Source organism: Hydrocarboniphaga sp. FW305-C-57 (assembly GCF_058783045.1).
The window spans coordinates 77,374-103,863 of record NZ_JBYSYG010000004.1 but is presented as its reverse complement, the minus strand read 5'-3'; the positions used below and the strand labels follow the sequence as shown (position 1 = coordinate 103,863).

General features: G+C 66.5%; 26 protein-coding genes. 12 read left to right on the top strand and 14 right to left on the bottom strand.

Features of this window, described 5'->3' with window-relative positions; all coding sequences use genetic code 11:
• The first annotated feature begins 44 nt into the window (after positions 1–44).
• Positions 45–2,225 (top strand): acetyl-CoA hydrolase/transferase C-terminal domain-containing protein, encoded by a 2,181-nt coding sequence (locus AC3WUM_RS09940; protein ID WP_492410109.1) that lies wholly within the window; start codon positions 45–47, stop codon positions 2,223–2,225.
• A 73-nt stretch (positions 2,226–2,298) separates the two neighbouring features.
• Positions 2,299–3,192 carry a non-homologous end joining protein Ku gene (ku, locus tag AC3WUM_RS09935; RefSeq protein WP_492410108.1) on the top strand — a complete coding sequence of 298 codons (894 nt, stop codon included), beginning with the start codon at positions 2,299–2,301 and terminating at the stop codon, positions 3,190–3,192.
• A gap of 58 nt (positions 3,193–3,250) precedes the next feature.
• Here ku and AC3WUM_RS09930 read toward each other — a convergent pair whose 3' ends face one another.
• The 6 genes from AC3WUM_RS09930 to AC3WUM_RS09905 form a co-directional block, all read right to left on the bottom strand.
• Positions 3,251–3,838 carry a hypothetical protein gene (locus tag AC3WUM_RS09930; protein ID WP_492410107.1) on the bottom strand — a complete coding sequence of 196 codons (588 nt, stop codon included), beginning with the start codon at positions 3,836–3,838 and terminating at the stop codon, positions 3,251–3,253.
• A gap of 39 nt (positions 3,839–3,877) precedes the next feature.
• Positions 3,878–4,027, bottom strand: a complete 150-nt coding sequence (locus tag AC3WUM_RS09925; protein ID WP_492410106.1) for a hypothetical protein — start codon at positions 4,025–4,027, stop codon at positions 3,878–3,880.
• 97 nt (positions 4,028–4,124) lie between these two features.
• The gene (locus AC3WUM_RS09920) at positions 4,125–4,382 is read right to left on the bottom strand and encodes a hypothetical protein (RefSeq protein ID WP_492410105.1); all 258 of its coding nucleotides are present in this window, start codon (positions 4,380–4,382) and stop codon (positions 4,125–4,127) included.
• Positions 4,383–4,472: 90 nt separating this feature from the next.
• Positions 4,473–5,273 carry an HAD family hydrolase gene (locus AC3WUM_RS09915; RefSeq protein ID WP_492410104.1) on the bottom strand — a complete coding sequence of 267 codons (801 nt, stop codon included), beginning with the start codon at positions 5,271–5,273 and terminating at the stop codon, positions 4,473–4,475.
• An 8-nt stretch (positions 5,274–5,281) separates the two neighbouring features.
• Complete coding sequence (locus AC3WUM_RS09910; RefSeq protein ID WP_492410102.1) at positions 5,282–5,521, bottom strand: hypothetical protein; 240 nt, start codon at positions 5,519–5,521, stop codon at positions 5,282–5,284.
• Between the two features lie 49 nt (positions 5,522–5,570).
• The gene (locus AC3WUM_RS09905) at positions 5,571–6,494 is read right to left on the bottom strand and encodes a LysR family transcriptional regulator (RefSeq protein WP_492410101.1); all 924 of its coding nucleotides are present in this window, start codon (positions 6,492–6,494) and stop codon (positions 5,571–5,573) included.
• A gap of 108 nt (positions 6,495–6,602) precedes the next feature.
• On the opposite strand from AC3WUM_RS09905, the gene AC3WUM_RS09900 reads away from it, so the two are divergent.
• From AC3WUM_RS09900 to AC3WUM_RS09890, 3 genes are all read left to right on the top strand, one after another.
• Positions 6,603–8,039: an aldehyde dehydrogenase family protein gene (locus tag AC3WUM_RS09900; protein WP_492410099.1), complete on the top strand. Its 1,437-nt coding sequence runs from the start codon at positions 6,603–6,605 to the stop codon at positions 8,037–8,039.
• 60 nt (positions 8,040–8,099) lie between these two features.
• Complete coding sequence (locus tag AC3WUM_RS09895) at positions 8,100–8,504, top strand: DUF2721 domain-containing protein (RefSeq protein ID WP_492410098.1); 405 nt, start codon at positions 8,100–8,102, stop codon at positions 8,502–8,504.
• Between the two features lie 313 nt (positions 8,505–8,817).
• The gene (locus tag AC3WUM_RS09890) at positions 8,818–9,705 is read left to right on the top strand and encodes a fructose bisphosphate aldolase (protein ID WP_492410097.1); all 888 of its coding nucleotides are present in this window, start codon (positions 8,818–8,820) and stop codon (positions 9,703–9,705) included.
• Between the two features lie 79 nt (positions 9,706–9,784).
• On the opposite strand, the gene speA is transcribed toward AC3WUM_RS09890, so the two are convergent.
• Positions 9,785–11,680: a biosynthetic arginine decarboxylase gene (gene speA, locus AC3WUM_RS09885; protein ID WP_492410096.1), complete on the bottom strand. Its 1,896-nt coding sequence runs from the start codon at positions 11,678–11,680 to the stop codon at positions 9,785–9,787.
• A 129-nt stretch (positions 11,681–11,809) separates the two neighbouring features.
• Between speA and speE the strand changes: the two genes are divergently transcribed.
• Positions 11,810–12,667, top strand: coding sequence for a polyamine aminopropyltransferase (speE, locus tag AC3WUM_RS09880; RefSeq protein ID WP_492410094.1), 858 nt, complete (start codon positions 11,810–11,812; stop codon positions 12,665–12,667).
• A 15-nt stretch (positions 12,668–12,682) separates the two neighbouring features.
• On the opposite strand, the gene AC3WUM_RS09875 is transcribed toward speE, so the two are convergent.
• Positions 12,683–13,114 (bottom strand): DUF4124 domain-containing protein, encoded by a 432-nt coding sequence (locus tag AC3WUM_RS09875; RefSeq protein ID WP_492410093.1) that lies wholly within the window; start codon positions 13,112–13,114, stop codon positions 12,683–12,685.
• Positions 13,115–13,243: 129 nt separating this feature from the next.
• Here AC3WUM_RS09875 and AC3WUM_RS09870 point away from each other — a divergent pair, with 129 nt between their 5' ends.
• Positions 13,244–14,164, top strand: a complete 921-nt coding sequence (locus tag AC3WUM_RS09870; protein WP_492410092.1) for an aq_1923 C-terminal domain — start codon at positions 13,244–13,246, stop codon at positions 14,162–14,164.
• A gap of 15 nt (positions 14,165–14,179) precedes the next feature.
• Here the strand turns inward: AC3WUM_RS09870 and AC3WUM_RS09865 are convergent, their stop codons facing one another.
• The 4 genes from AC3WUM_RS09865 to AC3WUM_RS09850 form a co-directional block, all read right to left on the bottom strand.
• On the bottom strand, positions 14,180–14,518 hold the full coding sequence (locus AC3WUM_RS09865) for a P-II family nitrogen regulator (protein WP_492410091.1): 339 nt from the start codon (positions 14,516–14,518) through the stop codon (positions 14,180–14,182).
• 100 nt (positions 14,519–14,618) lie between these two features.
• Positions 14,619–15,572, bottom strand: coding sequence for a 1-acylglycerol-3-phosphate O-acyltransferase, YihG family (yihG, locus tag AC3WUM_RS09860; RefSeq protein WP_492410090.1), 954 nt, complete (start codon positions 15,570–15,572; stop codon positions 14,619–14,621).
• A gap of 57 nt (positions 15,573–15,629) precedes the next feature.
• Complete coding sequence (gene hemE, locus AC3WUM_RS09855; protein ID WP_492410088.1) at positions 15,630–16,712, bottom strand: uroporphyrinogen decarboxylase; 1,083 nt, start codon at positions 16,710–16,712, stop codon at positions 15,630–15,632.
• Between the two features lie 4 nt (positions 16,713–16,716).
• Positions 16,717–17,967 (bottom strand): MFS transporter, encoded by a 1,251-nt coding sequence (locus AC3WUM_RS09850; RefSeq protein ID WP_492410086.1) that lies wholly within the window; start codon positions 17,965–17,967, stop codon positions 16,717–16,719.
• 404 nt (positions 17,968–18,371) lie between these two features.
• Here AC3WUM_RS09850 and AC3WUM_RS09845 point away from each other — a divergent pair, with 404 nt between their 5' ends.
• Both AC3WUM_RS09845 and AC3WUM_RS09840 read left to right on the top strand, forming a co-directional pair.
• Complete coding sequence (locus AC3WUM_RS09845) at positions 18,372–18,782, top strand: hypothetical protein (protein WP_492410084.1); 411 nt, start codon at positions 18,372–18,374, stop codon at positions 18,780–18,782.
• A gap of 101 nt (positions 18,783–18,883) precedes the next feature.
• Positions 18,884–20,809 carry an alpha/beta hydrolase family protein gene (locus AC3WUM_RS09840; RefSeq protein ID WP_492410083.1) on the top strand — a complete coding sequence of 642 codons (1,926 nt, stop codon included), beginning with the start codon at positions 18,884–18,886 and terminating at the stop codon, positions 20,807–20,809.
• Between the two features lie 22 nt (positions 20,810–20,831).
• Here the strand turns inward: AC3WUM_RS09840 and AC3WUM_RS09835 are convergent, their stop codons facing one another.
• Complete coding sequence (locus AC3WUM_RS09835) at positions 20,832–22,778, bottom strand: TonB-dependent receptor (protein WP_492410082.1); 1,947 nt, start codon at positions 22,776–22,778, stop codon at positions 20,832–20,834.
• A 1-nt stretch (position 22,779) separates the two neighbouring features.
• Here AC3WUM_RS09835 and AC3WUM_RS09830 point away from each other — a divergent pair, with 1 nt between their 5' ends.
• Entirely contained in the window at positions 22,780–23,073 is a 294-nt protein-coding gene (locus AC3WUM_RS09830) for a hypothetical protein (protein WP_492410081.1), read from the top strand.
• 13 nt (positions 23,074–23,086) lie between these two features.
• Here the strand turns inward: AC3WUM_RS09830 and AC3WUM_RS09825 are convergent, their stop codons facing one another.
• Positions 23,087–23,371 (bottom strand): hypothetical protein, encoded by a 285-nt coding sequence (locus AC3WUM_RS09825; RefSeq protein ID WP_492410080.1) that lies wholly within the window; start codon positions 23,369–23,371, stop codon positions 23,087–23,089.
• A gap of 212 nt (positions 23,372–23,583) precedes the next feature.
• Between AC3WUM_RS09825 and AC3WUM_RS09820 the strand changes: the two genes are divergently transcribed.
• Both AC3WUM_RS09820 and AC3WUM_RS09815 read left to right on the top strand, forming a co-directional pair.
• Positions 23,584–23,871 (top strand): hypothetical protein, encoded by a 288-nt coding sequence (locus AC3WUM_RS09820; protein ID WP_492410078.1) that lies wholly within the window; start codon positions 23,584–23,586, stop codon positions 23,869–23,871.
• Between the two features lie 351 nt (positions 23,872–24,222).
• Positions 24,223–26,415, top strand: coding sequence for a TonB-dependent receptor (locus AC3WUM_RS09815; RefSeq protein ID WP_492410077.1), 2,193 nt, complete (start codon positions 24,223–24,225; stop codon positions 26,413–26,415).
• Positions 26,416–26,490 lie beyond the last annotated feature (75 nt).

Sequence of the window (26,490 nt, the reverse complement as noted above, 5' to 3'; positions counted from 1 at the left end):
CTTGAGTGGGGTAGGCTCACATCATAACGACCCGGGGAACCTGCATGGCCGACAGCAAACCGACGAGGCAGCCTCGTTATCTCGATGAAGTCGATGCCTGCGTCGACGCGCTCGTCGAGCGCGTCGGACACGACATCCGGCTCGGCGTTCCGCTCGGGCTCGGCAAGCCGGTCGAACTGATCAATGCGTTGTATGCGCGCGCCAAGCGCGATCCGAATCTCAAGCTGACCGTGCTGACCGCGCTGTCGCTGCAACGGCCTTATCCGAGCGGACTCGAAGGCGCGCTGCTCAATCCGTTTCTCGAACGCGTCTACGAAGGCGTGATCGAGCTCGACTACGTGCGCGACCAGAACGCCGGCCAGCTGCCGCCCAACGTGCGCGTGCTCGAATTCTTCTTCCAGACCGGCGCGCGGCTCAAGGACGATCAGGCGCAGCGCGACTACATCAGCACCAACTACACCTTCGCGGCGCGCGATGTCTACGCGCAGGGCTGCAACGTGATCGCACAGATCGTCGCCAAGAGAGAAGCCGCGCAAGGCCTGCGCTACAGCCTGAGCTGCAACCCGGACACCGGGCCCGAACTCGAGCGCCTGCTGCGCGCGGCCGAAGCGCGCGGCGAGCGGCGCATCGCGGTGATCGCGCAGGTCAACCAGCAGCTGCCGTACATGGGCAACGATGCGGAGGTCGAGCCCTCGAACTTCGATTTCGTGATCGACCATCCACGCTACTCGAGCGCGCTGTTCTCGGTGCCGAAGACGCCGGTGTCGGTGGCCGATCATGCGATCGGCCTGCGCGTATCGACGCTCGTGCGCGACGGTGGCAGCTTGCAGATTGGCATTGGCACGCTCGGCGATGCGGTCTCGCATGCACTCGCGTTGCGTGAGCGCCGCAACGCCGAGTATCAGCGCAGCCTGAACGCGCTCGACGCGATCGCGCCGTGGCGCGAACTCATCGACGGCTTCGGCGGCTTGCAGCGTTTCGAGCGTGGTCTCTACGGTGCGAGCGAGATGATCGTCGACGGCTTCCTGCATCTGCTCGATGCGGGTGTCATCAAGCGCGAGGTCTACGACTTCTGGGCCTTGCAGCAGCTCGTCGACGAAGGGCTTTGCGATCCGCGCGAGCTCAATGCCGGCGTGCTCGAGGCGCTCGCCGAACAGGGCGTGCGCCTGCTGCGCACGCAGGATTTCGAACGCCTGCGCCACCACGGCCTGTTCGTCGACGAAGCCGGCTACGAGGACGGCGAGATCATCGCGCCGTCGGGCGAGCGCATTCCGGCGAACCTCGCGAATCCGCGATCGCGCACGGCGATCGCCGAAAGCTGCCTCGGCGCGCGGCTGCGCAACGGCATCGTGCTGCACGGCGGCTTCTTCCTCGGGCCGCGCAGCTTCTATCAGGCGCTGCGCGACATGCCCGAGCAGCAGCGCAATCGCATCTGCATGACCGGCGTCGAGCGCATCAACCAGCTCGACCTGAACCCGCGGCTCTACAAGGCGCAACGCCTGCATGCGCGCTTCATCAATACCGCGATGATGGCGACGCTGTCGGGCGCGATTATTTCGGACGGCCTCGAAAATGGCCGCGTAGTGTCGGGCGTCGGCGGGCAGTACAACTTCGTCGCACAGGCGCATCAGCTGCTGACGGGACGCTCGATCCTGCTGTTGCGCGCGGTGCGCGATGCGGATGGCAAGGCCAGCAGCAACATCCTGTTCGACTACGGCCACTGCACGATTCCGCGCCATCTGCGCGACATCGTCGTCACCGAGTACGGCATCGCCGATCTGCGTGCGCAGACCGACGAGCAGGTGGCGCGAGCGCTGATCGAGATCGCCGATTCGCGCTTCCAGCCCGAGCTGATCGAAAAGACGCAGCAGGCCGGCAAGCTCGCGCGCAGCTACCGACTGCCCGAGCGCTGCAAAAACAACACGCCCGAGCGCCTCGCACGCGTGATCGAAGTCGGCGGCGAAGCCGATGCCTTGTTTCCAGCGTTTCCGCTCGGCCACGATTTCACCGAGCAGGAACTGCGGCTCGCCAAGGGGCTCAAGGCCGTGCAGGCCACGGTGGCGACGACGCCCAAGCTCAAGCTGCTGTTGCGCGGCGCAAGACCGCTGCAGCCGGTCGATGAAGCCGAGCGGGCCGATCTGCAGCGCCTGGGGCTCGACGAGCCGAAAGGCCTGCAGAACCGCGTTGCGCGCAGTCTGCTGCTCGATCAGCTGCGCAAGGCCTGACCGCAGTTCAGGAGCGACTCAGTACGGCCGCAAAACACTGCGCCTCCGCATTCGGCTTACTTCGGAGCCTCGCATGGCACGGCCACTTTGGAACGGCGCGATCTCGTTCGGGCTGCTCAACATTCCAGTGCAGCTCGTGCCGGGCGAGCGCAGCATGGATCTGCACTTCCACCTCGTCGACATGCGCGACCAGTCGCGCGTGCGCTACGAGCGCGTCAGCGAGGAGACCGGAGACGAGGTGCCCTGGAACAAGATCGCGCGGGCCTTCGAGTACGAGAAGGGCAATTACGTGGTGCTCGAAAAAGAGGACTTCGCCAACGCCGCGCCCGAGAGTCACGAGTCGGTCGATATCGAAGCCTTCGTCGAGCCCGAGCAGATCGGGCCGGAGTACTTCGATCGACCGTACTTTCTGGTGCCGACCGGCAAGGCTCACAAGGGCTATGTGCTGCTGCGCGACACGCTCGTGAAGCTCGGCAAGGTCGCGGTCGCGCGCGTGGTCATTCGCACGCGCGAGCGGCTCGCGCTCGTGCGCCCGCAGGGTGATGCGCTGCAATTGCTCGTGCTGCGCTATCCGCAGGAAGTCGTCGCCGCGGACGCCTACGAGTTTCCGGCGGCCGACACCAAGAGCAACCGCATCAATCCGAAAGAACGTGCGATGGCCGAGCAGCTCGTCGAATCGATGAGCACCGATTTCGATCCCTCGCAGTACCACGACGAGACGCGCGAGAAGCTGCGCGCGGCGATCGATCGGCGCCTCAAGAGCAAGGGCAAGAAGGTGTCGAAGAAAGTCGCCAAAGCCGATGAAGCGGCTCAGGGCAACGAGAAGGTGGTCGACTTCATGGCCCTGCTGCGCAAGAGCATCGATTCGAACCAGCGCACGCCGGCTGCCGCGTCGGTCAAGAAGTCGGCCCGCAAATCCGCGAGCAAGAAAGCCGGCAAGACGGCGCGTCGCAAGAAGGCGTCTTGAATCGACAGGCTACAAAAAGGGCGCCCTTCGAGGCGCCCTTTTTCTTTTCGCGAAGTCCTTATCGCTTCGATTTTGCCTTGCGGGACTGCGAGCCCCGGTCCCTGCCTGAATCCTGGGCCTGCTCGCGAGCGAGCTCGGCCTGCACTGCGGCTTCGTTGGGTTCGAAGTAATTCGGATCCGACGCGTGCTCGCGGCTTTTCTCGCGCAGCTTCGCAGCCTCGGTCTGCCCGACCGGATCGCGTTCCGCATCTTCGGCTTCGTCGAGTCCGCCGCCGAGGCCTAGTGGCTCTTCAATGATGTTCAGGTCACGATCGCTGGCGATTCGGCCTTCCCGTGCCGATGGGCTGCGCGAGGCCTCGGAGTCGAGCAGGGTCTCGGGCGACAGATCATCGGCCGTCACGTCGGAGTCGATGGTTTCGCCTCCGGTCCGGCCGGCCTGTCGTACACGTTCGGGCGGGAATTCCTCGTTGCTCGCGACGCGGGCGCGCAGGTCGCCCGTGCGTCCGCCACGCTCGTCGCCGCGATCGAAGCGCAGGCGTTGCGGATCGCCTTCTGCACGTACTTCGTCGTGCGAACGGCGTGACGGCGCGCGGGCATCGTCGGCAGCGGGACGGTTCGATATGGATTGGGGCTTTCTTGCGCTCATGTTGGCTCCTCGTTCTCAGCTCTCGTGCGTTGTCGTCGATCACGATTCACGACGAGTGGATTGATCCGGTTTTTCGGGATGGTCGGGCCCCAGCGGATTGCCGGGCATGTCGCGCTTGCGCACGAGTTCCTCGTCCGTTTCGGGCGTGTCGGGATCGACAGGCTTCGAGCCGGGTTCATGTGCATTCATGGCTCCGCTCCTATGGGGTTGACGGTGCATGCGATGGGCTTGCGCCTGCGATGCAGTTAGCGCCCGCCCGCGTGTGCGCGGCCTGAATTCAGAGCATTCAGGCGAAGGTCGCGAGGGCGCCGATCGCGATCAGGACGAGTGCGACGATCACGCTCCACCAATAGCGCCGCCACATGGTTCGCGCGTCGTCCGCAGAAAGCGGATCGGCCGGCACGGTCTGGTCGATCGTGTTGCGCGTGTGCGGCTGCAGGCGTCGCGTGATCTTGATGCGCAACAGCACGCCGATGGCGGCCAGCGCCATCAGGATCGGAAACGCGATGGCGCAGAATCGCGCGAAGTTCAGTTCGTCATCCATGACAGGCTCCGATGATGGGCTCGACGAATGCATCGAGACCTGCATCGGAAACATAGCTCGGGCCGCTTGCCGCGAGGTGACCGCTGCCGCTCAGTGGCCCGTGGCCAGCGAATCGCGAACGAGCCGCACGAGCTCGGGCAGGCGCCGGATCACCGCGTCGGGCCGCTGCGGATGGCGCTCGGTGCCCGGGAAAATCTTGTCGATCCAGGCCTGATCCCAGCCGACGCCGTTGTAGAAGATCGCGGTCACGTCGGCGTTCTTGCCGGCGACGATGTCGGCCGTGCTGTCGCCGACGTACCAGCAATGCGCATCGGCCGGAGCGCCGATGTCGGCGAGCGCCTTGAGGATCAGATCGGGGAAGGGCTTGCGCCTTTCGACGTCGTCGCCGCAGACGATCGCATCGAACAGCTCGTGCCAGCCGCTGCCGTCGATCACGTAGATCTCGTGCGCCATGAAGCGACGCGCGCGGTTCGACAACACGCCGAGCTTGAGCCCGAGCGCGCGCAGTGCCAGCAGCTGTTCGCGCGCATCGGCTTCCATCGGTTTCACCGGGCCGAAGTGGCGCTCGTAGAGCGCATCGAACTCCGCATGCGCGATCTTCTTCGCTTCTTCGTCGCCGCCGAACAGCAGCTCGAAGATGTCGGTGCGTGAGATGCGCCGCTGCGCGGTGATCTTCGGATGCAGCCGGCCATGCTCGCGTACGTAGCGGACCAGGCGCGCGTCCTCGACGGTCTTGGAATCCTGTGGCGACACCAGGCGATCGAGCAGGCCCAGCGGGCCGAGCCGTGGCAGCACTTCGTCGAGCGCGTAGTACATCGCGTCCATGGTGTCGGCGAGCGTGGCGTGCCAGTCGAACAGCAGCACCTGCGGACGCGCGAGCACAGGGCTCATCGGCTGGCTCAGATCAGGCCGCCGCCGATGGTCAGCCGGAACACGCCGATGGCGATCGCGAGCACGTTGAGCACGAGCCCGGCCTTGGCGCGGGGGTTGTCTCCGAGCAGCGTGCCGAAGCCGCCGATGATCGCGCCGACGACCGCGAACGGGATCATGAACCAGTTGCCCCAGCCGAGCAGCGGAATGAACGCGAGCATGGCCCACAGCAGGCTCAGGATGCCCCACAACACGCTGATCACGCCCATCAGAATCTCCTCGTTGCGTCGTTCGCGACTATAGCGAAGCGAGCTGAATTCACTGCCCGGCTTCGTCCCGACGCGGCTCGCCCGGACGCAATTCATGTATGAGCGCGACGAGCGCTTTCAATCCGGGTGGCAGATGACGCCGACCCGGGTAGTACAGCCGCAAGCCCGGAAATGGCGGGCACCAGTCTTCGAGCACGCGAAGCAGGCGGCCGGCGGCGAGATCGTCGGCGATATGCCACTCCGACAGGAACGCGAGCCCGGCGCCCGCGCAGGCGGCCGCGCGGATCGCCGGCATTTCGTTGAGCACGACGCGTCCGGGCGGATCGGCGAGCACGCTCTGGCCCCGGCGTTCGAGCTCCCAGCGGTAGATGCCACCGTGCGAAAGCCGCAGCCGGATGCTCTGGTGCTGCGCGAGATCATCGGGTGTCCGCGGCCGGCCATGCTCGGCGAAATATGCGGGCGAGCCGACCACGACGAGCCGCAGATCCGGGCTGATCGGCAGCGCGACCATGTCCTGCGGCACCGATTCGGCGAGCCGGATGCCGGCGTCGAAACCGTCGGCGACGATGTCGACGAGCCTCGGCTCGGTGACGATGTCGAGCCGCATCTGCGGATGCCGGCGCAGGAATTCGAGCAGCAGCGGCTCGAAGATCATCTGCACGGTTTCGCTCGGCGCGTTGATGCGCAGCGTGCCGGCCGGGGCTTCGGGCTGGCTGTGGATTTCCTCGGCCGCGCCGTGGATTTCGGCGAGCGCCGGGGCGATGCGCTGCACGTAGCGCTGCCCGGCCTCGGTCAGCGCCACCGAGCGCGTGGTGCGGTTGAACAGCCGCGCCTGCAAACGCGCTTCGAGCCCGGCGACGGCCGCGCTGATCGCAGTCGTCGACATGCCGAGTTCCCGGGCCGCAGCGCGAAAGCTGCCGCGCCGGGCGACGGCGAGTACCGCTTCGAGTTCGGTGAAGCCGGAGCGACGCATGGCGATGATTGTCCTGATAGCCGGGGCAGACTATGCCGCATAAGCCGGCTTATCGAAACGATTCGCGGCCACCAGACTGCTTGCACGGCTTTTTCGAGGAAGAACTCCATGCAAGACACCGCGTATTCCGACATCGACCAGGTGTACATCGACGGCCAGTTCGTCGTACCGCACGGCAGCGAGTGGTTCGAGCTGCACAACCCGGCGACCGAGCGGCCCATCGGCCGCGTGCGCCTGGCTGACGCCGAGGACGCGCGGCGTGCGATCGCCGCGGCCAAGGCCGCGCTGCCGGCGATGGAGCATACGAGCCGACAGCAGCGCATCGACCTGCTGCAGCGCATGCGCGCGGCGGTCGCGGCGCGCGAGGACGAGCTGCTCGAGGCCATCGTCGAGGAATACGGCGCCCCGGCCGCGCGTTCGCGCTGGATGGCCGAATACCCGGTGATGGTGATCGACCAGGCCATCGAGACGCTGCGCCACTTCGAGTTCGAGCGCCGCGCGGGCAGCGCCACCGTGCGGCTCGAGCCGGTCGGCGTCGCCGGACTCATCACGCCGTGGAACAGCGATGCGGGCTTCATCTGCGGCAAGCTCGCGACCGCGCTCGCGGCGGGCTGCACGGCGGTGATCAAGCCGAGCGAACTGTCCGCGCTGCAGACGCGCGTCGTCACGCAGGCCTTGCACGCGGCCGGGCTGCCGCCGGGCGTGTTCAACATCGTCACGGGTCGCGGCGAGGTGGTCGGCGCCGCCATCAGCGCGAGCCCCGACGTGGCGAAGATTTCGTTCACGGGCTCGACCGCGGTCGGCCAGGCGATCCTGCGCAGCGGTGCCGAGAGCTTCAAGCGCGTCACGCTCGAACTCGGCGGCAAGTCGCCGACCGTGATCCTCGACGATGCCGACGTCGCGCAGGCGATTCCGCTCGTGATCGGTGCGGGCTTCATGAACAGCGGCCAGGCCTGCATCGCCGGCACGCGCATCCTGGTGCCGCAATCGCGCAAGGCCGAGTTCGAGCGCGCGATCGCCGAGGCGGTGCGCAACACGACCTCCGGCGATCCGCGCGACGCCGATACGCAGGTCGGCCCGATGGTCAGCGAGCGCCAGTGGCAGCGCGTGCAGCGCTACATCCGCATCGGCCTCGACGAGGGCGCGACCCTGCTCGCCGGCGGCGAAGGCCGTCCCGAAGGCCTGCAGCGCGGCTGGTTCGTGCGGCCCACGCTGTTCGGCGACGTGCGCAACGACATGACGATCGCGCGCGACGAGATATTCGGCCCGGTGCTCGCGATCATTCCGTATCGCGACGAAGCCGAGGCCATCGCAATCGCCAACGACACGCGCTACGGCCTCAGTGCGCTCGTGATCACGGCGGACCCGGCGCGCGGCGAACGCGTGGCCGCGCAGATCGACGCCGGCCGCGTGCTCGTCAACACGCTCGCGCACGAGCCGCAGGCGCCGTTCGGCGGCATGAAGCAATCCGGCCTGGGCCGCGAGAACGGGCGCTGGGGAATGGAGGCCTATCTCGAAACCAAGGCGGTGCTCGTGGCGGGCTGAATCGGCCGGGCCGGAGCGGTTCGTGCATCGTGGACGCCTTCCACACCCTGCAACGAGTCGATGAGCACGCTTTCGTACAACACCGTGGGCCTGCTGTTTCCAGCCATTTCCCTGCTGATGCTGGCCTACACCAACCGCTTCCTCGGGCTCGCGAGCCTGGTGCGCGGGCTGATCGCCAAGCACCATGAGCAGCCCAGCCACGCGCTAATGCGGCAGATCGACAGCCTGAGCCGCCGCCTGTCGCTGATCCGCCACACCCAGGCCCTGGGTGTGCTGAGCCTGATCTTCTGCGTCGCGAGCCTGTTCCTGCTGTTCCTGGGCATGGAGCGGCTCGCGCAGCTCGCGTTCGGCCTGGCCCTGCTGTGCATGCTCGCCTCGCTGCTGCTGTCGCTGCGCGAGATCCAGATGTCGGTCCGCGCGCTGCAGATCGAGGTCGAGGCGATACGCGGTGTCACACCGCCCTAGCCCGGGAATATCGCCAGGGCTGCGATCCGGTTCAGCCGGCGTCGGCTATCCAAGCTGAACCGGATCGCAGCTGCAAATCCGGCGGCCGACGGCACGAAAGGCCGCCCGAAGCCGGAACGTCCCCCACAAAAAAGCCGCTGCCGGGTCGCCCCGGAATGTATCATTGAGGGTGAACGACGCCGCTGGCCGGCCATTGCGGCGTAGTCGTCGGCGGTCTCGCAAGCGCTTGTCCGCCATGCAGCGGCACATGCTGTACGGCGCAGGTCTGGCGGCCTGCGTACTTCAGATACTCAAACCAAACGAGGCGACTTGCATGCAGCATCAGGACATGTTGAAGAAAATTGCCAGCGGCAGCGGCTTCATCGCGGCGCTGGACCAGAGCGGTGGCTCGACCCCGAAGGCGCTCAAGGGCTACGGTATCGAAGAAGGCGCGTGGTCGACCGAAGAAGAAATGTTCGGCCTGATCCACCAGATGCGCTCGCGCATCATCACCTCGCCCGCGTTCACGGGTGACAAGGTGCTCGGCGCGATCCTGTTCGAGCGCACCATGGACGGCAGCATCGACGGCAAGCCGGTTCCGACCGTGCTGATCGAACGCGGCGTGGTGCCGTTCATCAAGATCGACAAGGGCCTCGAAGACGAAGCCAACGGCGTGCAGCTGCTCAAGCCGATGCCGACGCTCGATGCGCTGCTCAAGAAGTCGAAGGCGCTCGGCGTGTTCGGCACCAAGGAGCGCTCGGTGATCAACCTCGCCAATCGCGAAGGCATCGCCGCCGTGGTCAAGCAGCAGTTCGAAGTCGGCCAGCAGGTGCTCGCCGGCGGTCTCGTGCCGATCATCGAGCCCGAGGTCAACATCAAGAGCCCGGAACGCGCCGCGGCCGACCAGATCCTGCTTGAAGAGCTGATCAAGAACCTTGACGCGATGCCGGGCACCGACAAGGTCATGCTCAAGCTCTCGCTGCCGACCAAGCCGGGCCTGTTCGAGCCGCTCGTCAAGCACCCGCGCGTGCTGCGCGTGGTCGCGCTCTCGGGCGGCTTCAAGCGCCCGGAAGCCTGCGTCGAACTCGCCAAGAACCCGGGCATCATCGCGAGCTTCTCGCGCGCGCTGCTCGAAGACCTGCGCCACCAGATGAGCGATGCGGAATTCAACGCCTCGCTGAAGTCGGCGATCGACGAGATCTACGCGGCTTCGATCAAGTAAACCGGCAGCTCTCGGTACAAAAGGCGGCGCGAGCGATCGCGCCGCCTTTTGTTTGTCCGCCGGGACCGGATGTAGCAGCTCAGCTCAGATACGTGTACCCCGAAAGCCCCGCCTCGAGTTCCGCGAGCAGCGCCGCTCGCTCGCTCGCCGTCACCGAACTCAGCCCCGCGAACTTCTTGCGATAGCTCTGCGCGAGTTCCTCGGGCGCCAGGTGCACGTAGCGCAGCAGTTCGTCGGTGCGATCGCCGTGTTCGGCGCCTTCGAGCCGCCAGCCGTCCGGCGCATTCGCGTCGAGCACGACGTTGACGGCGTTGGTGTCGCCGAACAGGTTGTGGATGTCGCCGAGAATTTCCTGGTACGCGCCGACCATGAAGATGCCGAGCATGTACGGCTCGCCGGGCTTGAGTTCATGCACCGCGAGCGTCGGCGTCACGCCTTCGCGATCGACGTAGCGATCGAGCCGGCCGTCGGAATCGCAGGTCAGATCGCACAAGCGCGCGCGAATCGCAGGACGCTCGGCCAGGCGATGAATCGGCAGGATCGGAAATACCTGCTCGATCGCCCAGGCATCGGGCACCGACTGGAACACCGAGAAGTTGCAGAAGTATTTGGCGCTCAGTTTTTCGTTGAGCGCATCGATCGCCTCGCGCTGCGCGCGGATGCTCGGATCGAGCTGTGGCTGCACCGCGCGCGCGACCGCGAAGTAGGCGCGCTCGGCCCAGGCGCGCTGCTTGAGCGTGAGCAGGCCTTCGGCGTAGTGGCCCTGCGCTTCGGCGAGGAAATGCACGGCGTCGTGCAGGCATTCGATCGGGCCGCGCGTGTCGATCTGCGAGAGCAGCGCGTAGAGCTCGTTGAGCGCGTCGGGCGCATCGGCTTCGGGCGCTTCGATCGCCGAGGTCGGCACCACTTCCTGATCGATCACGGACGTCACGAGCACCGCGTGATGCGCGGTCAGCGCGCGGCCGGATTCGGAGATCACGTTCGGCTCGGGCTCGCCGGCCTCGGCGCAGACTTCGCGCAGCGTCCTGAGGATGTTGCGCGCGTATTCGCGCAGGCCGTAGTTCATCGAGCAGTAGCTGCGCGAGCGCGTGCCTTCGTAGTCGACGCCGAGGCCGCCGCCGACGTCGACGGTGTCGATCGGGGCGCCGAGCCGACGCAGCTCGACGTAGAAGCGCGCCGCTTCGCGCAGGCCGCGCGCGATTTCCTGCACGTTGGCGACCTGCGAGCCGAGATGGAAATGCACCATCTGCACGGCGTCGATGTGGCCGGCCTCGCGCATCATCTCGAGCGCTTCGAGCACCTGCGGCGTGGCGAGGCCGAACTTGGCTTTTTCACCGCCGGTGTTCTGCTGCGTGCTCGCCGATTCCGAGGCCAGGCGCACGCGCAGGCCGATGATCGGCGCCACGTTCAGCGCCTTGGATTCGGCGATCACGATCGGCAGCTCGGAGAGCTTCTCGACGACGATGTAGACGGTGTGGCCGAGCTTCTGCCCGATCAGGGCGCGGCGGATGTAGCCGCGGTCCTTGTAGCCGTTGCAGACGATGATGCAACCGGCCGGCGCGAGGCCGAGCACGGCGGCGAGCTCGGGCTTGCTGCCCGCTTCGAGGCCCGTGCGGTCGCGGCCGTGGCGCACGATGGTCTTCACCACGTCGGCCTGCTGGTTGACCTTGATCGGATACACGGCGGTGTAGCGGCCCGTGTAACCGAGATCTTCGATCTCGTGCGCGAACGCGCCGGTCAGCGCGTCGACGCGGTCTTCGAGAATGTTGTTGAAGCGCACGAGCACCGGCAGTTCCAGGCCTTCGAGCGGCAGGCGCTGGGCGATTTCGTGCAGGTTCACCGCGGTGGTGTTGGCCTCGCGGAACGGGCGAACCAGCAGGTCGCCGCCTTCGCTGACGTCGAAATAACCCTCGCCCCATTGCGGCAGGTTGTAGAGCTCGCGGGCGCGGGCGGCGGACCAGGGGGCTTGTTTCATCGTGACGATCGGGCCTCGGGCGGACGGCGGAAGGTTTTGCGGGGCGCGCATTGTCGCAGCAATGTCACCCGGGGGCAGCGGGCCAGCCTTTATACTCGCGCCTCTTTACGTTGCGTGATGGAGTTTTGCATGGCACTGGACAAGTCCTGGTTCACCGAGCCGGTCGAAGCCACCGGCACCGCGTTCTCGCTCAAGCTCGGCGAGAAGCTGCACGAGGAACAGACCCCGTACCAGAAGATCGAGATCTTCAAGACCGAGAGCTTCGGCTATCTGATGACCATCGACGGCTGCACGATGGTCTCCACGCGCGACAATTTCCTCTACCACGAGATGATGTCGCACGTGGCGCTGAACTCGCACCCGAACCCGAAAAACGTCGTGGTGGTCGGCGGCGGCGACTGCGGCACCCTGCGCGAAGTGCTCAAGCACCCGGAAGTCACCAGCGCCACCCAGGTCGAGATCGACGAACGCGTGACGCGCCTGGCCGAGCAGTATTTCCCCGAGCTCTGCACCGCCAACGACGACCCGCGCGCGACGCTGTTCTTCGGCGACGGCATCCAGTGGATGAAGGATGCGGCGCCGGAATCGATCGATCTCATCATCATCGACTCGACCGACCCGGTCGGACCGGCCGAAGGCCTGTTCGGCCGCCGCTTCTACCTCGACTGCATCAAGGCGCTGAAGCCCGACGGCATGCTCGTGCAGCAGTCGGAATCGCCGCTGCTGCACCTGGAGCTGATCAAGGAAATGCACGAGACCATGCGCGTCGCCGGCTTCGCGCAGACCCGACTGTTCCATTTCCCGCAGCCCTTGTATCCGTCGGGCTGGTGGTCGGGTTCGATCGCGAGCAAGTCGTCGGCCCCGCTGGTCGAGCGCCTCGACGCAGCCGCCGTCGCGAAGCTCGACACGCTGTACTACAACGCCGCGATCCACCGCGGCGCCTTCGCGGTACCGAACTACGTTGCCAAGGCGATCGGCCCGGCCTGAGCCGGACGGCTCGGCTCAGGGCGTCCTGCCCTGGGCATATAGCTGGCGAGCGGCGTCCGGCGCGCAATAGAGCCGGGCGTCGCGCTTGGTTTCGGCGATCGCCAGGCCCGCCTGCCTGCTCGACATCGCGTAGACCTGTCCGTCCGGATCGCGGCCGAACAGCTGCACGGCCGAGCGATACGCCTGCAGCCGGGCGCCGAGCTCCGCGCAGCGCGCGCCGACCCGCTGCGCGTAATCGGCCGGCACCGCGGCGCTTGCCCAATCCGGCGCGGCCGCGATCACGCGCTGGTTGATGACTTCGCGCGTGACGAGCTGGCCCGAGACGCTGCGATCGTCGTAATGCGTCTGTCCCTTCGCGTCGACCCACTTGTAGACGCCGGCGTTCGCGGCCGGCACGGCCAGCGCGAGCAGCGTGACGAACAGCCAGTGGCGGGGACTTGGACGCATGGTGCTCCGAGTGTGGCGACAGGCGGGTTGGCCGCCGGTCGGGCCTGGACGAGCGGATCGTCCGCGACGATGACCGGACCGCATCGCCCGATCCTACAATCGTCCGCAGTTCTCCGCCGGAGCGTACTCGTGAGCCTGGGTGCCTTGCTGCTGCGCTTGCTGTTGCTCGCGGGCATCGCCGCCGGCGCGGCGCAGTGGTGGCTGCTGCAGCGCGCCGAATTCGTCGCCCAGCAGATCGCCGCCCAATGGCAGGGCTATGGCCGGCTGCATTACGAGCGCATCTGGGTCTGGCTCTGGGGCAGCGGCTCGGTGTGGAAGCTGAGCTTCGAGCCGACCGGGCTTACGCAGGCTGCGCTCGGTACGCCGCTCGGCTACCGGCTCAGCATCGGACGGCTCGACTTCGACCGTCCGAGCTTCGCCGACGACGGCAGCCTGGCCGAGCTGCGCCTGCGCTACACCGATCTCGCGCTGCCGATGGAAGACGCCTATCGCCTGCGCGGTCGCCAGGCTCCGCCGGCGCTCGCTTCGCTCGGCTACGACGCGCTGCATCTGGATGGACGGCTGCATTGGCGGCAGGTCGCGGCTTCGGGGCTGCTACTGCTCGACGGCGATGCGCAGGGCGCCGATTTCGCCAATCTGCGCTTCGGCCTGCAGCTCGACGCGGACCTCGGCCGGCTGCAGCGGGCTCCGGACCAGATCGGCCTGCGCAGGCTGAACCTCGAGATCGAGGATCGCGGGCTGATGCCGCGCTACCGGCAGTATTGGGCGAGCAAACTGCAGCTGTCGCCCGAGATGGCCGCGCAGGCGCTCATCGGCGAGCTCGACCGGCGAGCGGCGCACGAACGATGGAAATGGGATGACGCGTCCAGCGCGGCGCTGCGCGCCTACATTCGCGATCCGCGGCGGGCGGCGATCGATCTCGATCCGCCCGGCGACGACGTGATTCTCAGGGACCTCTCGCTCTACCGGGTCGGCGACTGGCCGCAGCTGCTGGGCTTTCGCTTCCGCCTGATCGAGCGGACACCGGAGCCCGCGCGGGGCTACGGCTGAAACCAGGCGAGCGGATCAGACCGCGTTGACGCCCGCTTCGCCGGTGCGGATGCGCACGGTCTGGCCGAGGTCGTAGACGAAGATCTTGCCGTCGCCGATCTGGCCGGTGCGCGCGGCCTTGGCGATCGCGTCGATGGCGGCATCGACGGTTTCGGGGGCGAGGGCGACTTCGAGCTTGATCTTGGGCAGCAAATCGACCGTGTATTCGGCGCCGCGATAGAGCTCGGTATGGCCCTTCTGGCGGCCGAAACCGCGCACTTCGGTGACCGTCATGCCCTGGACGCCGATATCGGAGAGCGCCTCGCGGACCGCGTCGAGCTTGAACGGCTTGATGATGGCGATGAGCATTTTCATGGCGGGCTCTGCGACAGGCTGGGGGAATGTGACACCAGTCTAGCCAATGCCCCGCTTTAAGTAGAAGTCCGCATTACTGCGAGCGCGCCGCCAGCCCCGATCAGTGGCTCGTGGAAGGCGCCGCCGGACGGGTAAGGCCGTCCTTCGCCCGAATCTTGAGCTCGTCGAGCCGCGCATCCTTGCGCGCCCACAGCTCGCTGACCCAGTTCTGGAAATCGGCGCGGAAGCGCGCGTCGTTTTCGTAGTCGCCATGGACCATGGCCTGCGGAATCGGCCGTACTTCGGCCTGCAGCACCAGCGTCTGCTGCTGCCCGCAGAGCCAGCTCCAGACCAGGCTGCCGCCCGCCTTGGCCGGTGGCTTGTAGGCGATGCTGACGTCGACGAGCCCGGCGAACTGCTCGCCCATCGCGTTGAGCGTGAACGACAAGCCCGCCGATTTGGGCTTGAGCAGATGGCGGTACGGCGAGCCGCTCGCGAGGCGCTTGTGCTCGGTGATGCGGGTGCCCTCGAGGAAATTCACCGCCGCGATCGGCTCGCTGCGGTACTTCTCGCAGAACTCGCGGGTCGCGCGCAGGTCGTCTTCGCGCAGCCTGGGGTTTCTGGCCACGGCTTCGCGCGAATGCCGGCGCATGAACGGCATGTCCAGGGCCCAGCAGGCGACGCCGACGATCGGCACCCAGATCAGTTCGCGCTTGAGGAAGAAGCGTGGAAACCAGGTGTGGCCGTGCAGCGCGTCGGCGAGCACGAGGATGTCGGCCCAGGATTGGTGATTGCAGACGATCAGGTAGCTGCGGCCCGGCTCGATCCGGCCATCGATCTCGATCTGCCAGCGAACGTCCTGCAACAGCCGGTAAATGAGCCCGTTGAAGAGCACCCACAGATCGGCGATGGCGAGCAGGTAGCGCGTCGCCTGGCGGCGGACCGCTGGAATCGGAACCAGCGCCTTGATCAGGATTCCGGGCGCCAGCACGGCCCCGATGCCGATCAGGTTGACCAGCATCAGGCAAACCGTCAGCACACCGATCAGCGGCGCCGGCAATAGCATCGACAGCATGCGACCTCCTGCTCGAAAACTCCGGCGGCCGTCGGCCAGCCGTCCCAGCAGCCGTTCTTATCGGTGATAAGCCGGGCTCAGCTCGCGAACCGCTTCGATCATCGCGCCGGCGTGCTCGGGCGGCGTGTGCTGCAGGATGCCGTGGCCGAGGTTGAAGACGTGGCCGCTGCCCGGCCCATAGCTCTCCAATACCGCGGCGACCGCTGATCGGATGCGCTCGGGCTTGGCGAACAGCACGGTCGGGTCGAGGTTGCCCTGCAGGGCGACACGGCCGCCGACGCGCGCGCGGGCATCGGCCAGATCGGTGGTCCAGTCGACGCCCAGGGCGTCACAGCCCGTATCGGCCATCTGCGACAGGTGCTGGCCGCCGTTCTTGGTGAACAGGATCACCGGAATGCCGGGCGCCTTGGCCTTCAGCGCGGCGACGATGCGCGCCATCGGCTCGAGCGAGTGGCGGCGATACGTGGCCGGTGGCAGCACGCCGCCCCAGGTATCGAACACCATCACCGCGTCGGCGCCGGCCGCGATCTGGGCGAGCAGGTACTGGGTCACGGACTGCACGAGCGTGGCGAGCAGGCGATCGAGCAGATCGGGGTCGCCATAGGCCATCGCCTTGATCTTCGCGAATTCCTTGCTGCCGCTGCCTTCGACCATGTAGGTCGCGAGCGTCCACGGGCTGCCCGAGAAGCCGATCAGCGGCAGCGAGTCGCCCAGCGCCGCGCGAATGCTGCGCACCGCGTCCATCACGTAGCGCAGCTCGCCTTCCGGGTCCGGCACGCCGAGCCTGTCGACGTCGGCGGACGTGCGCAGCGGGCTTTCGAAGCGCGGGCCTTCGCCCTCGGTGAACGACAGGCCCAGGCCCATCGCGTCCGGAATCGTCAGGATGTCCGAGAACAGGATCGCGGCGTCGAGGCCGTAGCGCGCGATCGGCTGCATCGTCACTTCGCAGCAGAGCTCGGGGTTGCGGCACAGGTCCATGAAGCCGCCGGCCTTGGCGCGGCTCGCGCGGTATTCGGGCAGGTAGCGGCCGGCCTGGCGCATCATCCAGACCGGCGTGCGATCCACGGGCTCGCGGCGCAGGGCGCGCAGGAAGCGGTCGTTGGCGAGGGTTCTTTGTTGCGCGGCTGGGCTGGCGTTCATCTTTCTATTGTTGCTGAGTCTGCGGCGGCGCGCTCTGCGGCGGCGTCTCGACGTTGACGATGACCGGCGTCGAGTCGGCCGACATCGGCAGGTAGGGCTGCTGGTCGATCACCGCGGTATCGGCGAAGCGCAGCCGATGCAAGCTGTAGGCCGCATAAGCCGCCAGCACCAGGAAGATCGACACGTAGAGCCCGCCCGGGCCGATCAGGCCCATGAGCGCGGCGCTGCACAGCGGGCCGACGCACTGGCCGATGCCGTAGCAGAGCAGCAGGCTGGCGTTGGCGGCCACCGGATTGCGCCCGGCGGTGCGGTCGTTGAGCCGGGCGAGACAGGCCGGATAGAGGCACGAAGCGGTGGCCGTGAACAGCATGCTCGCTGCGAACAGCATCGCCAGCGACAGCTGCCCGAGCGTCGCCGCGAGCAGCGAGGCCGCGCCGACCGCGATCGAGATGCCCAGGATCACGCGACGCCGGTCGAGCCGGTCCGACAGCCGGCCGATCGGGTACTGCAGGACCATCGAGGCCAGCACCGCGAACGCCATGTAGCGCGCCACCGTATCGAGGTCGTGGCCGAGCTGCTTCACCGAGATCGGCGACAGCTGGTAGAACGAGGCCATCGCGAACCCGGCTGCGGCGGCCCCGAGCACGCTGATGCGCGAGGCTTCGAACAGCTCGCGAAACGCGAGCCGGCCCGAGGCCGGAATCGGCGGCGCCGGCCGCGAGGTCAGGCTCAGTGGCACCGACGACAGCACCAGCAGCCCGGCCGCGAGCATGAAGACGCGCGCATCGCCGGTATCGAACACGCCGATGAACAGCTGCCCGCCGGCGCCCGCGAGGTAGTAATTGACCATGTAGAGGCTCATGAGCCGGCCGCGCCGCTGCGGCGTCGCATGCGCATTGATCCAGCTTTCGAGCACGATCAGCAGCAACGCGCCGCAGAATCCCGAGATCGCGCGCAGCACCATCCACAGCAGGTCGTCGAGGAAGGCCCCGTGCAGCAGCGCGCAGCAGCAGATCAGCGCGGCGAAGGCCGCGAACACGCGAATATGGCCGACGCGTCCGATCAGCCGCGGCCCCATCAGCGAACCGAGCATGAAGCCGAGCGAGTAGAACAGCAGTACCAGGCTGACATGGGCCGAGCCGAAGCCGGCGGCGGAGAGCGACAGCGAGAGCTGCGTGCCGAGCAGCATCTGCCCGGCGACGAACAAGGCCGCAGCGGCGAATACCGAGATGGCGGAGAGAACGAGTGCGAGCATGCGGCGTGATTTAATATCGACTAAAGATATTTAAATCGCTATATATTCAACATTGAGCCGCTATTGTCACATAGCCGGCGGAGTGGGAAGTGATTATTTATTGTAATGAAGAGTTTTTTGAATTAGATAATCACACGAAAGTGCGAGATAGAAGATGCATAACTGAAACTAAGTTCTAGTTTTAAAAACTTAACCAATCCTGTTAAAGCTAAGATTAAATCTCATAAATTGATATTTAAATAAATTTAGCAGAGTAAGCATATAAATAGTCACAAGTGTTCTTGATTATTTATTGATTGAAGATATTTAAATAGATCGATAAAAACATCTTTCACAGGAACTCGACGATGCTCATGCTCAACTAGGATGGCGGTTCGGTCAGGCTCGCGCTGGCCTCGGCGGGCGTGTTCTTCCTGAGCGGCCTGCTGACCGGCGTCTGGAAATACGCGCACATGGCCCGCACGCCGGCCGCACAGGCTCCGGTCTACGTCGACATCGCCCACCGCGCCGCGCTGTTCTACAGCTTCGCGGCGCTGCTGATCGCGGTGTTCGCGGGGCTGTCGGCCTGGAGCGAGCCGGTGAACTTCTGGGCAACGGCGGCTCCGCTGGCCTTCTTCGCGCTCGCGATCGGCGGCTACGTGCTGCACGGCCTGCTCGGCGATACCGACAACCAGTTTCGTCGCCCCCATCGCATCGGGGCCTTGCCATTACCGCGTCATGCGCTGCTGCTATTCATGGCGACGTTGACGATCGCCGAGATCGGCGGCTTCGTGGTGCTGTTCGCGGGGCTGCTGCGGCGTTTCGGCTGGGTCTAGGTTCGAACGCAGGCACCGCCGGGACGGCGCCCTGCTCGTGCGGCGAGCCGCAAATTGGGGACACGATGGGACGTAAATGCATCGGCCGCTGGGCGCGCCGGATGGCGGTGCTGTTCGCGCTGGGGTCCGGGCTGCTTCAGGCCGCGCCGGACCCGTCCGTCTACGGACGCTTTCCCGAAGTCGAGCTATTGCGTATCGCGCCCTCCGGCAAGCGCTACGCCTTCATTACGGTGGCGGGCGACAAGCGCCGGCTTGGTGTCGTCGAGGCCGGCGGCAAGCCCCTGTTCGCGACCGATATCGACACCGCCAAGGTCCTCAACCTGCACTGGGCCGGCGAGGATCACCTGCTGGTCACGGTCAGCACCACCTATCGGCAACCGTCTTACAGCGCCAGGGACAACGAGCTCACCAGCGTGCTCGACGTCGATCTGCTCAAACAGACATCGGCGGGGGTGTTCGATAAAGCCAGCACGGTGGGCAAGGTGGTCCTGGGCAGCTACGGCAGCGGCGAGGTCGGCGGTCAGCGCTTCGCTTATTTCGGCGGCCTGGCCTACATCCGCCGTGGCGATGGCGGGCTGGGGCCCGACCCCGAACATCTCGGCCGCAACCTTTATCGCGTCAATCTCGCGGACGGCAAGGCCGCTCTGCTCGCCTACGGCGACCAGCGTTTCTACGACTGGGCGTTGACGCCGCAGGGCGAGGTGGTCGCGCATTCCGAACACGACGGCCGATCCGGCGATTGGGCGCTGTTCGAAGGCAAGACGGGCAAGCACCGATTCCAGCGCCAGCAGGTGTCTGCGGGTGAAGTCATGCTGCTCGGGCTTGGACGCACGGCGGATCACGTGCTGGTGAGCGACAGAACCGGCGAACGCGTCGTCTTGCATGAAGTCGAGGTTGCCAGCGGCCGGTCCGAAGCATTGTTCGGCGATCGCAGCGTCGAAAAGCCGCTGTTCGATCCCGAGACCGGCCTGCTTCTCGGCGCGCTCGTCACCGAAGAACCGGGCGCTGCGCTGTTCGACGCCCGTCTGCAGGCGCGCTATGAGGCGACGCGTAAGGCGTTTTCGGGTTTGCAGATGGAATTGGTCTCGTTCACGCCCGACTTCGACCGGATGATCGTCTTCACCGACGGCGGCGACGACTCCGGCACCTACTGGCTGGTGGACCCGCCGAACCGCAAGGCCGACCCCATCGCCAGCGCCTACAGCAGCATCGGCCCGGCTGCCGTCGGTCCCACGTCGCTGCTGCGCTACAAGAGCGGCGACGGGCTGGACATCGAGGCCGTGCTGACGCTGCCGCCGGGCGCCGCGCCGGATCGGGCCTTGCCGCTGGTGGTGATGCCGCACGACCTGCCGGTCGGCGAATCGGGTGGTACGCGCGATCGCTTGGGCTTCGACGCGTGGGCGCAGGCATATGCGGCGGCGGGCTACGCCGTGCTGCAGCCCAATTATCGCGGCTCGTCCGGCTTCGGTCGGTCGTTTCTGGAAGCCGGGTACGGCCAATGGGGACGGTCGATGCAGACCGACTTGTCCGATGGCGTCCGTGCACTGGCCGACGCCAAGCGCATAGACCCCGCTAGGGTTTGCATCGTCGGCACGGGTTACGGTGGCTACGCGGCGCTGGCTGGCGTCAGTCTGCAGCGCAAGATTTATCGATGCGCGGTTTCGGTGGACGGCGTCGCCGACCCGGCCGCGTTCCTGCAATGGAAGTCGCTGGGGCTCGATCCCTCCAGCCGATACGCTCGCGATCTCGAGCGCAGGTTCGTCGAAAAAAATGCGGAGCTGCGTAGCGTCTCTCCAGTCGAATTCGCAAAGCAAGTCGACGTGCCGGTGCTGCTGATTCATGGCCGCGGCAACACCGTGGTGCCGATCGCGCAGAGCCGGCTCATGGAAGCGGCGCTGCGGAAGGCTGGCAAGCCGGTGACCCTGATCGCCCCCGACGACAAGGATCAGCGCCTGGCACGCGAATCCACGCGCATGGCGACGCTCAAGGCTTCGCTCGACTTCGTCCGCGAGCACAACCCGCCCTGAGCGCCGCCGCGCGCCGCTCGACTCAGAGCAGCTTGACCTCAAACCCCACGATCACGCTCGCGCCCGGCAGCGGCGCCTCATCCTTGATGAACGAGGTGCTGCGGCGCGCTTCCTCGTCGAGCAGGTTGCGGCCGCGCAGGTAGATCGAGGTGTTCGCGCTCGCCAGCGGCAGCGTGTACGCGAGGTCGGCGTTGAGCAGGGTGTAGCCGTCGGTCTCGGTTTCGAGTGCGGCGACGCGATCCTGCTTGGCGACGCGGATCAGATCGAGGCTGCCCGAGAGCGGACCGCGATCGGCCGTGAGGCCGAGGCCGAAGCGCATCGGCGTCATGCGCGGCAGGTCGTCGCCGCCCGAGAGTTCGCCGTAAGCCGCATCGCCGAACAGCCGGCCTTGCAGATTGATCGGTCCTTGCAGCAGCGCGTAGCCGATCTCGCCTTCGACGCCGTAGAAGTTCGCGTTCGCGTGGCGATAGCGCACGAGCAGCAGCTCGCCGTTCGGATCGAAATTGCCTTCGTCGTCGACGCGATCGGCGATGCCGTCCGAGCTCGCCGTGCCGCTGCCGTCGGCGTTGAGGCCCTGGTCGGTTTCCTGGCTGAAGATGTAGTCGTTGATGCGCTCGTAATAGACGTTCGCACGCCATTGCAGGCGGCCCGCGTGCTTGTCGATGCCGATCTCGAAGTTGTTCGCGGTCTCCATGTCGAGATCGGCGTTGCCGCGCTCGAAGGTTTCGGTCGCGCCGTGCGGGCCGAACGAGTAGAGCTCCTCGGTCACCGGCGAGCGCTGCGAACGTGTCGCGTAGGCCTTCAGGTGGTAGTCGTCGCTGAGGTCGATCGTGGTGCCGGCCGAGAACGACAGCGGTGTGAAACTGCGCGTCGGCAGATCGTCCGGCTTGCTCTGGTTGCGATCGATGCGCGCGCCGACTTCGAGCTTGCCCCAATTCACCGGACGCTCCTCGACGACGAACACGCCGAGGCCCGTCGAAATCGTCGGCGGCACGAAAGCCTCTTCGCCGATCGCGGAGAAATCGCGATGCCCGTACTGCACACCGAACACGCCGCGCCAGCCCGCGATGGCTTCGTGCACGGCTTCGAGGCGCGTGTCGCTCTGCTGGTTTTCGAAGCGCGTGCCGGGCTCGCCGGGCGCTTCGAATTCGACGTGCTCGTAATCGTTGTAGCCGCTGCGCAGGCGCAGCGAGACGATGCCGGGCAGCGGATTGTTCAAGCGGCCTTCGATGTCCCAGCGGCTCTGGCTCATGTCGATGAAGGCGGTTTCCTCGACCGGCAGATCGTAGACCGAGACCACGCGGCTGAAGCTCGCCGCGAGCGAGCCGCCGTCCCAGAACTGCGCGGCCGACACCGAGCCCGAATCCTTGCGCGTGCCGCTGTTGGCGAGCACGCCGTGGCTGCCGGTCCCGTCGGCGTTGGCATAGCCCGGAATGTCGTAGTCGCCCGCGCGGCGGCCGGCGATGTCCGCATGCAGCTGCGTTCCGTTGTCGGACTCGCCGAAGCCGTAGCCGACCGATGCGCTGCCGAAGCGCTCGTCGCCGTTGCTGCCGTAGCCGCCGCCCGCTTCACCCGAGAGGCCCGGCGTGACCGAGCCCGGCAAGCGATCGTCGACCACGTTGATGACGCCGGCCGACGCGGCGCTGCCGTAGATCAGGGTCGCCGGGCCCTTGAGCACTTCGATCTGCGTCGCATGCGCCGGATCGATGGTGACGTCGTGGTCGGTCGATACGTCGCTTGCATCCATCGACGACACGCCGTTGGACAGCACGAGCACGCGCGGCCCGCCCTGGCCGCGAATCAGCGGGCGTCCCGCGCCGCGACCGAAATCGGTCGTCGATACGCCGAGCTGGCGTTCGAGCGTCTCGCCGATCGACGCCCCGCGCTGGCGATCGAGTTCATCGCCCGCGAGGATCTCGACGGGCTGCGTGAGCTCGTCGGCCGCGCGTGCGAGCGGATCGGCGGTCACGATGATTTCGGGTACCGCGCTCGTGTCGTTCGAGGCGACATTCGTGTCGGTATCGGCCGCGAACGCGGTGTGGAGGGGCGCGGCGAAGGCCAACGAAAGCGCGCTCGAAAAGGCGGAGCGTCGAAAAGTGATGAATGCGGAGCGGCGAAAGATCGGCGACATGGAAAAAGTCCTCGCAAAGCGCACGCGGCCACCGACGAATGCGAGCGTCGACGCTCGATCGGATGTGAAGGCCTGCTGCACGCCGGATGAAATCAGAAACCGCGGCGAGACGCGTCAGCGCGCCTCGCCGTAGTGACGAAAGCGGATCAAGCGGCGAGGAAGGACGGCGGAGCGCGAGCGCGTGGACGTGCGCGCCGCAGTTCGGCGGTCGCGCTGGCGGTGATCGCCGGCGGCGCTTCGGTGCCGAAGCAATGCGCGATGAGCGGTGCGGCCGGCAGCGGTGCGGCCGAATCGAGCCCCGAATCGAACAGACAGATCGCACAGGCCTTTTCGGGTTCCAGCGCGGGATGCTCGAGCGCGTGCGCCACCGACAGCCACTGCGTGAGCAGCAGCGCGAACAGCAGCAGGAACGGAGGAAGGCGGCGACGCATGGCGTCAGTGTAGGGGCGCTGGGTCGAGGATGTCGCGTGGTCGATCGATACCGGTGCATCGCCGATGCAGCCGATCGCCGCTCTGACAGCACCCCGAAGATTTGGTTTCAGGAGTCCATCTCTGGGTTCCGAGACTTGCGCAATTCGACGGAAAGCCGCGACACTTCGTGTCCTCTCGTGCAAATCCATCGCCGCGACCCGCTCAATCGCCGATGCGCCTGACCTCCGCCCGCAAGCTGTTTCTCGCTCTGGCCCTGTTGCTGGGTCAGTGGCTGCTGGCCGCGCATACCTTCGAGCATCCGGCGCTGGCGGCCGATCATCAGGATTGCCATCTGTGCTCGCACGTGCAGTCGCTCGGCACGGCGCTACCGCCGGCCATCGCGATCACGCTCGTGCCGACTTCGCACGAAGTGCCCGATGCGGCGCCACCCGTACTCGTCTCGGTCGCGAGCTGCGTCACCTGCTTCATTCGCGGTCCTCCTTCGGCCATCCCGGCCTGAGAAGACCTTCGCCCTAGCCTGCGCATTCGCACGATCGTGCGAGTTGCTGCGCGGCATTGAACCAGCGGTTCTCCTCACGGCCTGCGCCTTGGCGGCCCTGCGCCCGCACGCTTGCGAAAGCCAGCTGCGAACGCGGCTCGCCGCCCAGTACCAACATCTGCACGGATCGACAGGCTTGCTTGCGAGCAGCCCTAGCTCCGCGCGTTCGTTCGCCGTATTCGAGGATCGATTTCTATGTCGTCCGCATTGCATCGCGCTCATGCGCCTGCAGCGGGCATGCGAGCATCTGGCGCTCGCATCGCTGCGCTGCCGTTTCAATCTCCCTCCACTTCATCTCGAAGTTCGCTACCCGTGTTTCGCTTGAGCTCGCTCGCGCTCGCCCTGAGCTGGAGCCTGCCCGCGCACGCTCAGCAGGCCGAAGACGACGACACGGCGGTGCCGACCATCGTCGTCGAGGCGAGTCCATTCAAGCGCAGTTCCGAAGAGCTCGTGCAACCCGTCGATGTGCTGTCCGGCGAAGCGCTCGAACGCCGTCGCAATGGAACGATCGGCGATGTGCTCGCCGATCGTCCGGGCGTTTCGAACGCGAGCTTCGGTCCAGGCGTCGGCCGTCCGGTCATTCGCGGCCAGGGCGGGCCGCGCGTGCAGATTCTCGACAACGGCATCGGCACGATGGACGCCTCGTCGATCAGCGCCGATCACGCGGTGGCGGTCGATCCGCAGAATGCGGAGCAGATCGAAATCATCAAGGGCCCGGCCACGCTGATCTATGGCGGCGGCGCCTCGGCCGGCCTCGTCAACGTGGTCGACGATCGGCTGCCCGACGCCGTCACGCCGGGCCTGCGCGCGGGCGGCAACTTCTCGTACGGCAGCAATGCGGATGAGAAGACGCGCTCGGCCAAGCTGCGCTACGGACTCGGCCAGTGGCAGTTCGGCACGCAGTATTCGCTGCGCACGGCCGGCGATTTTTCGGTGCCCGGTTTCGCCACGCGCCAGCATGAGGAGAGCGAGCACGCGCACGAGGAAGACGAGCACGACGATCATGCGCACGAAGAAGCCGACAGCTTCAACATCCTCGACAACAGCAGCCTGCGCACCGAAAGCTACGGCGCGTCGACGGCCTTCGTCGGCAGTCGCGGCATGCTCGGCGCGGCGGTGACACGCTTCGAAACCAACTACGGCGTTCCGGGCCATGCGCACGAGCATGGGCATGAGCACGAAGAGGGCGAGGAGGAGGAAGAAGAAGCCGGCCACAGCCACGAAGGCGTGCGCATCGACCTCAAGCAAACGCGTGTCGATCTGCGCGGCAAGCTCTACGCGCCGCTGAGCGGCTTCGAAGCACTCGAAGCCCGTATCGGCGTCAACGACTACCAGCACAAGGAGATCGAGCAGAGCGGCGCCATCGGCACGCAGTTCGATGTCACCGAAGTCGAGGCGCGCCTGCAGCTGTCGCACGAGCCGCTCGGTGCCTGGAAAGGCGTGACGGGCCTGCAGCTCACCGATCGCGATTTCGAGGCCGTCGGCGCCGAAGCCTTCGTGCCACCGACCCAGACGCGCGGACTCGGCGTGTTCCTCGTCGAGCAGCGGCCGTTCGGCGAGGGCCACAGGCTCGAACTCGGCGGACGCGTCGATCGTGTCGAACACGAGATCGATGGCGTTTCGAACGCGCCGTTCGTACAGCGCGATCAGGGTTTCACCACGTACAGCCTGTCGGCCGGCAGCGCGTTCGCGCTCGGCGAGCACCTGCATCTGCGCCTCAACGCGCAGCGTGCGCAGCGCGCGCCGTCGACCGAAGAGCTCTACGCCTACGGTCCGCATCTGGCGACGAGCTCGTTCGAGCGCGGCGATCAGTCGCTCGATCCCGAAACCGCGAACAACCTCGAGCTCACGCTCGGGCGCGACAGCGGTCGCTTCACCTGGGAAGGCAGCGTCTACTACAACCGCATCAACCGCTACGTCTACCTGCAGGAAGTCGACGCCGGCCTCGATGCGGACGGCAGCGGCACCGCGACGAGCGACGGCTTGGCCGATCGGGTCGACGAATCCGGCCAATTCGATGCCGAAGGCGAGCTGTTGCTCGTCGATCATCGGCAGCGCAACGCCGAGTTCTACGGCGCCGAAATCCAGGCCGGCTACAAGCTGCTCACGAGCGGGCCGCTCAAGCTCAATCTGCGCACGTTCGGCGACGTGGTGCGTGGCGAGTTCACGAGTGGTGGTGACTTGCCGCGCATCACGCCGGCGCGCGCAGGCATCGGCGCGGATGCGCGCATCGGGGCGTTGACGGGCGACATCTCGTATCAGCGCACGCTGCGGCAGGAGCGCACGGCCGCGCTCGAAACCGATACGCCGGGCTACGACCTGCTGTCGGCCGATCTCGGCTACGTGCTCAAGTTCGGCGCTGCGCAGGCGACGTTCTACCTGCGCGGGCGCAACCTGCTCGACGAGAAGATTCGCCTGAGCACTTCGTTCCTGAAGGACGTCGCGCCGCTGCCCGGACGCTCGATCTTCACGGGCCTGCGCATCGACTTCACGCCACCGGTCTGACGCTCATCCCGTAATTCACACCGCTTCTTCGAATCGGCCTGCGGGCGCCGAGGAGCCTTCGCGCGCCCGGTTCGA

What these genes read in the sequence shown, in the direction of transcription:
- AC3WUM_RS09940 (WP_492410109.1), top strand. Translation starts at nt 45, where the DNA reads ATGGCCGACAGCAAACCGACGAGGCAGCCTCGTTATCTCGATGAAGTC.
- ku (WP_492410108.1), top strand. Translation starts at nt 2,299, where the DNA reads ATGGCACGGCCACTTTGGAACGGCGCGATCTCGTTCGGGCTGCTCAAC.
- AC3WUM_RS09930 (WP_492410107.1), bottom strand. Translation starts at nt 3,838, where the DNA reads ATGAGCGCAAGAAAGCCCCAATCCATATCGAACCGTCCCGCTGCCGAC.
- AC3WUM_RS09925 (WP_492410106.1), bottom strand. Translation starts at nt 4,027, where the DNA reads ATGAATGCACATGAACCCGGCTCGAAGCCTGTCGATCCCGACACGCCC.
- AC3WUM_RS09920 (WP_492410105.1), bottom strand. Translation starts at nt 4,382, where the DNA reads ATGGATGACGAACTGAACTTCGCGCGATTCTGCGCCATCGCGTTTCCG.
- AC3WUM_RS09915 (WP_492410104.1), bottom strand. Translation starts at nt 5,273, where the DNA reads ATGAGCCCTGTGCTCGCGCGTCCGCAGGTGCTGCTGTTCGACTGGCAC.
- AC3WUM_RS09910 (WP_492410102.1), bottom strand. Translation starts at nt 5,521, where the DNA reads ATGGGCGTGATCAGCGTGTTGTGGGGCATCCTGAGCCTGCTGTGGGCC.
- AC3WUM_RS09905 (WP_492410101.1), bottom strand. Translation starts at nt 6,494, where the DNA reads ATGCGTCGCTCCGGCTTCACCGAACTCGAAGCGGTACTCGCCGTCGCC.
- AC3WUM_RS09900 (WP_492410099.1), top strand. Translation starts at nt 6,603, where the DNA reads ATGCAAGACACCGCGTATTCCGACATCGACCAGGTGTACATCGACGGC.
- AC3WUM_RS09895 (WP_492410098.1), top strand. Translation starts at nt 8,100, where the DNA reads ATGAGCACGCTTTCGTACAACACCGTGGGCCTGCTGTTTCCAGCCATT.
- AC3WUM_RS09890 (WP_492410097.1), top strand. Translation starts at nt 8,818, where the DNA reads ATGCAGCATCAGGACATGTTGAAGAAAATTGCCAGCGGCAGCGGCTTC.
- speA (WP_492410096.1), bottom strand. Translation starts at nt 11,680, where the DNA reads ATGAAACAAGCCCCCTGGTCCGCCGCCCGCGCCCGCGAGCTCTACAAC.
- speE (WP_492410094.1), top strand. Translation starts at nt 11,810, where the DNA reads ATGGCACTGGACAAGTCCTGGTTCACCGAGCCGGTCGAAGCCACCGGC.
- AC3WUM_RS09875 (WP_492410093.1), bottom strand. Translation starts at nt 13,114, where the DNA reads ATGCGTCCAAGTCCCCGCCACTGGCTGTTCGTCACGCTGCTCGCGCTG.
- AC3WUM_RS09865 (WP_492410091.1), bottom strand. Translation starts at nt 14,518, where the DNA reads ATGAAAATGCTCATCGCCATCATCAAGCCGTTCAAGCTCGACGCGGTC.
- yihG (WP_492410090.1), bottom strand. Translation starts at nt 15,572, where the DNA reads ATGCTGTCGATGCTATTGCCGGCGCCGCTGATCGGTGTGCTGACGGTT.
- hemE (WP_492410088.1), bottom strand. Translation starts at nt 16,712, where the DNA reads ATGAACGCCAGCCCAGCCGCGCAACAAAGAACCCTCGCCAACGACCGC.
- AC3WUM_RS09850 (WP_492410086.1), bottom strand. Translation starts at nt 17,967, where the DNA reads ATGCTCGCACTCGTTCTCTCCGCCATCTCGGTATTCGCCGCTGCGGCC.
- AC3WUM_RS09840 (WP_492410083.1), top strand. Translation starts at nt 18,884, where the DNA reads ATGGCGGTGCTGTTCGCGCTGGGGTCCGGGCTGCTTCAGGCCGCGCCG.
- AC3WUM_RS09830 (WP_492410081.1), top strand. Translation starts at nt 22,780, where the DNA reads ATGATTTCGGGTACCGCGCTCGTGTCGTTCGAGGCGACATTCGTGTCG.
- AC3WUM_RS09825 (WP_492410080.1), bottom strand. Translation starts at nt 23,371, where the DNA reads ATGCGTCGCCGCCTTCCTCCGTTCCTGCTGCTGTTCGCGCTGCTGCTC.
- AC3WUM_RS09820 (WP_492410078.1), top strand. Translation starts at nt 23,584, where the DNA reads ATGCGCCTGACCTCCGCCCGCAAGCTGTTTCTCGCTCTGGCCCTGTTG.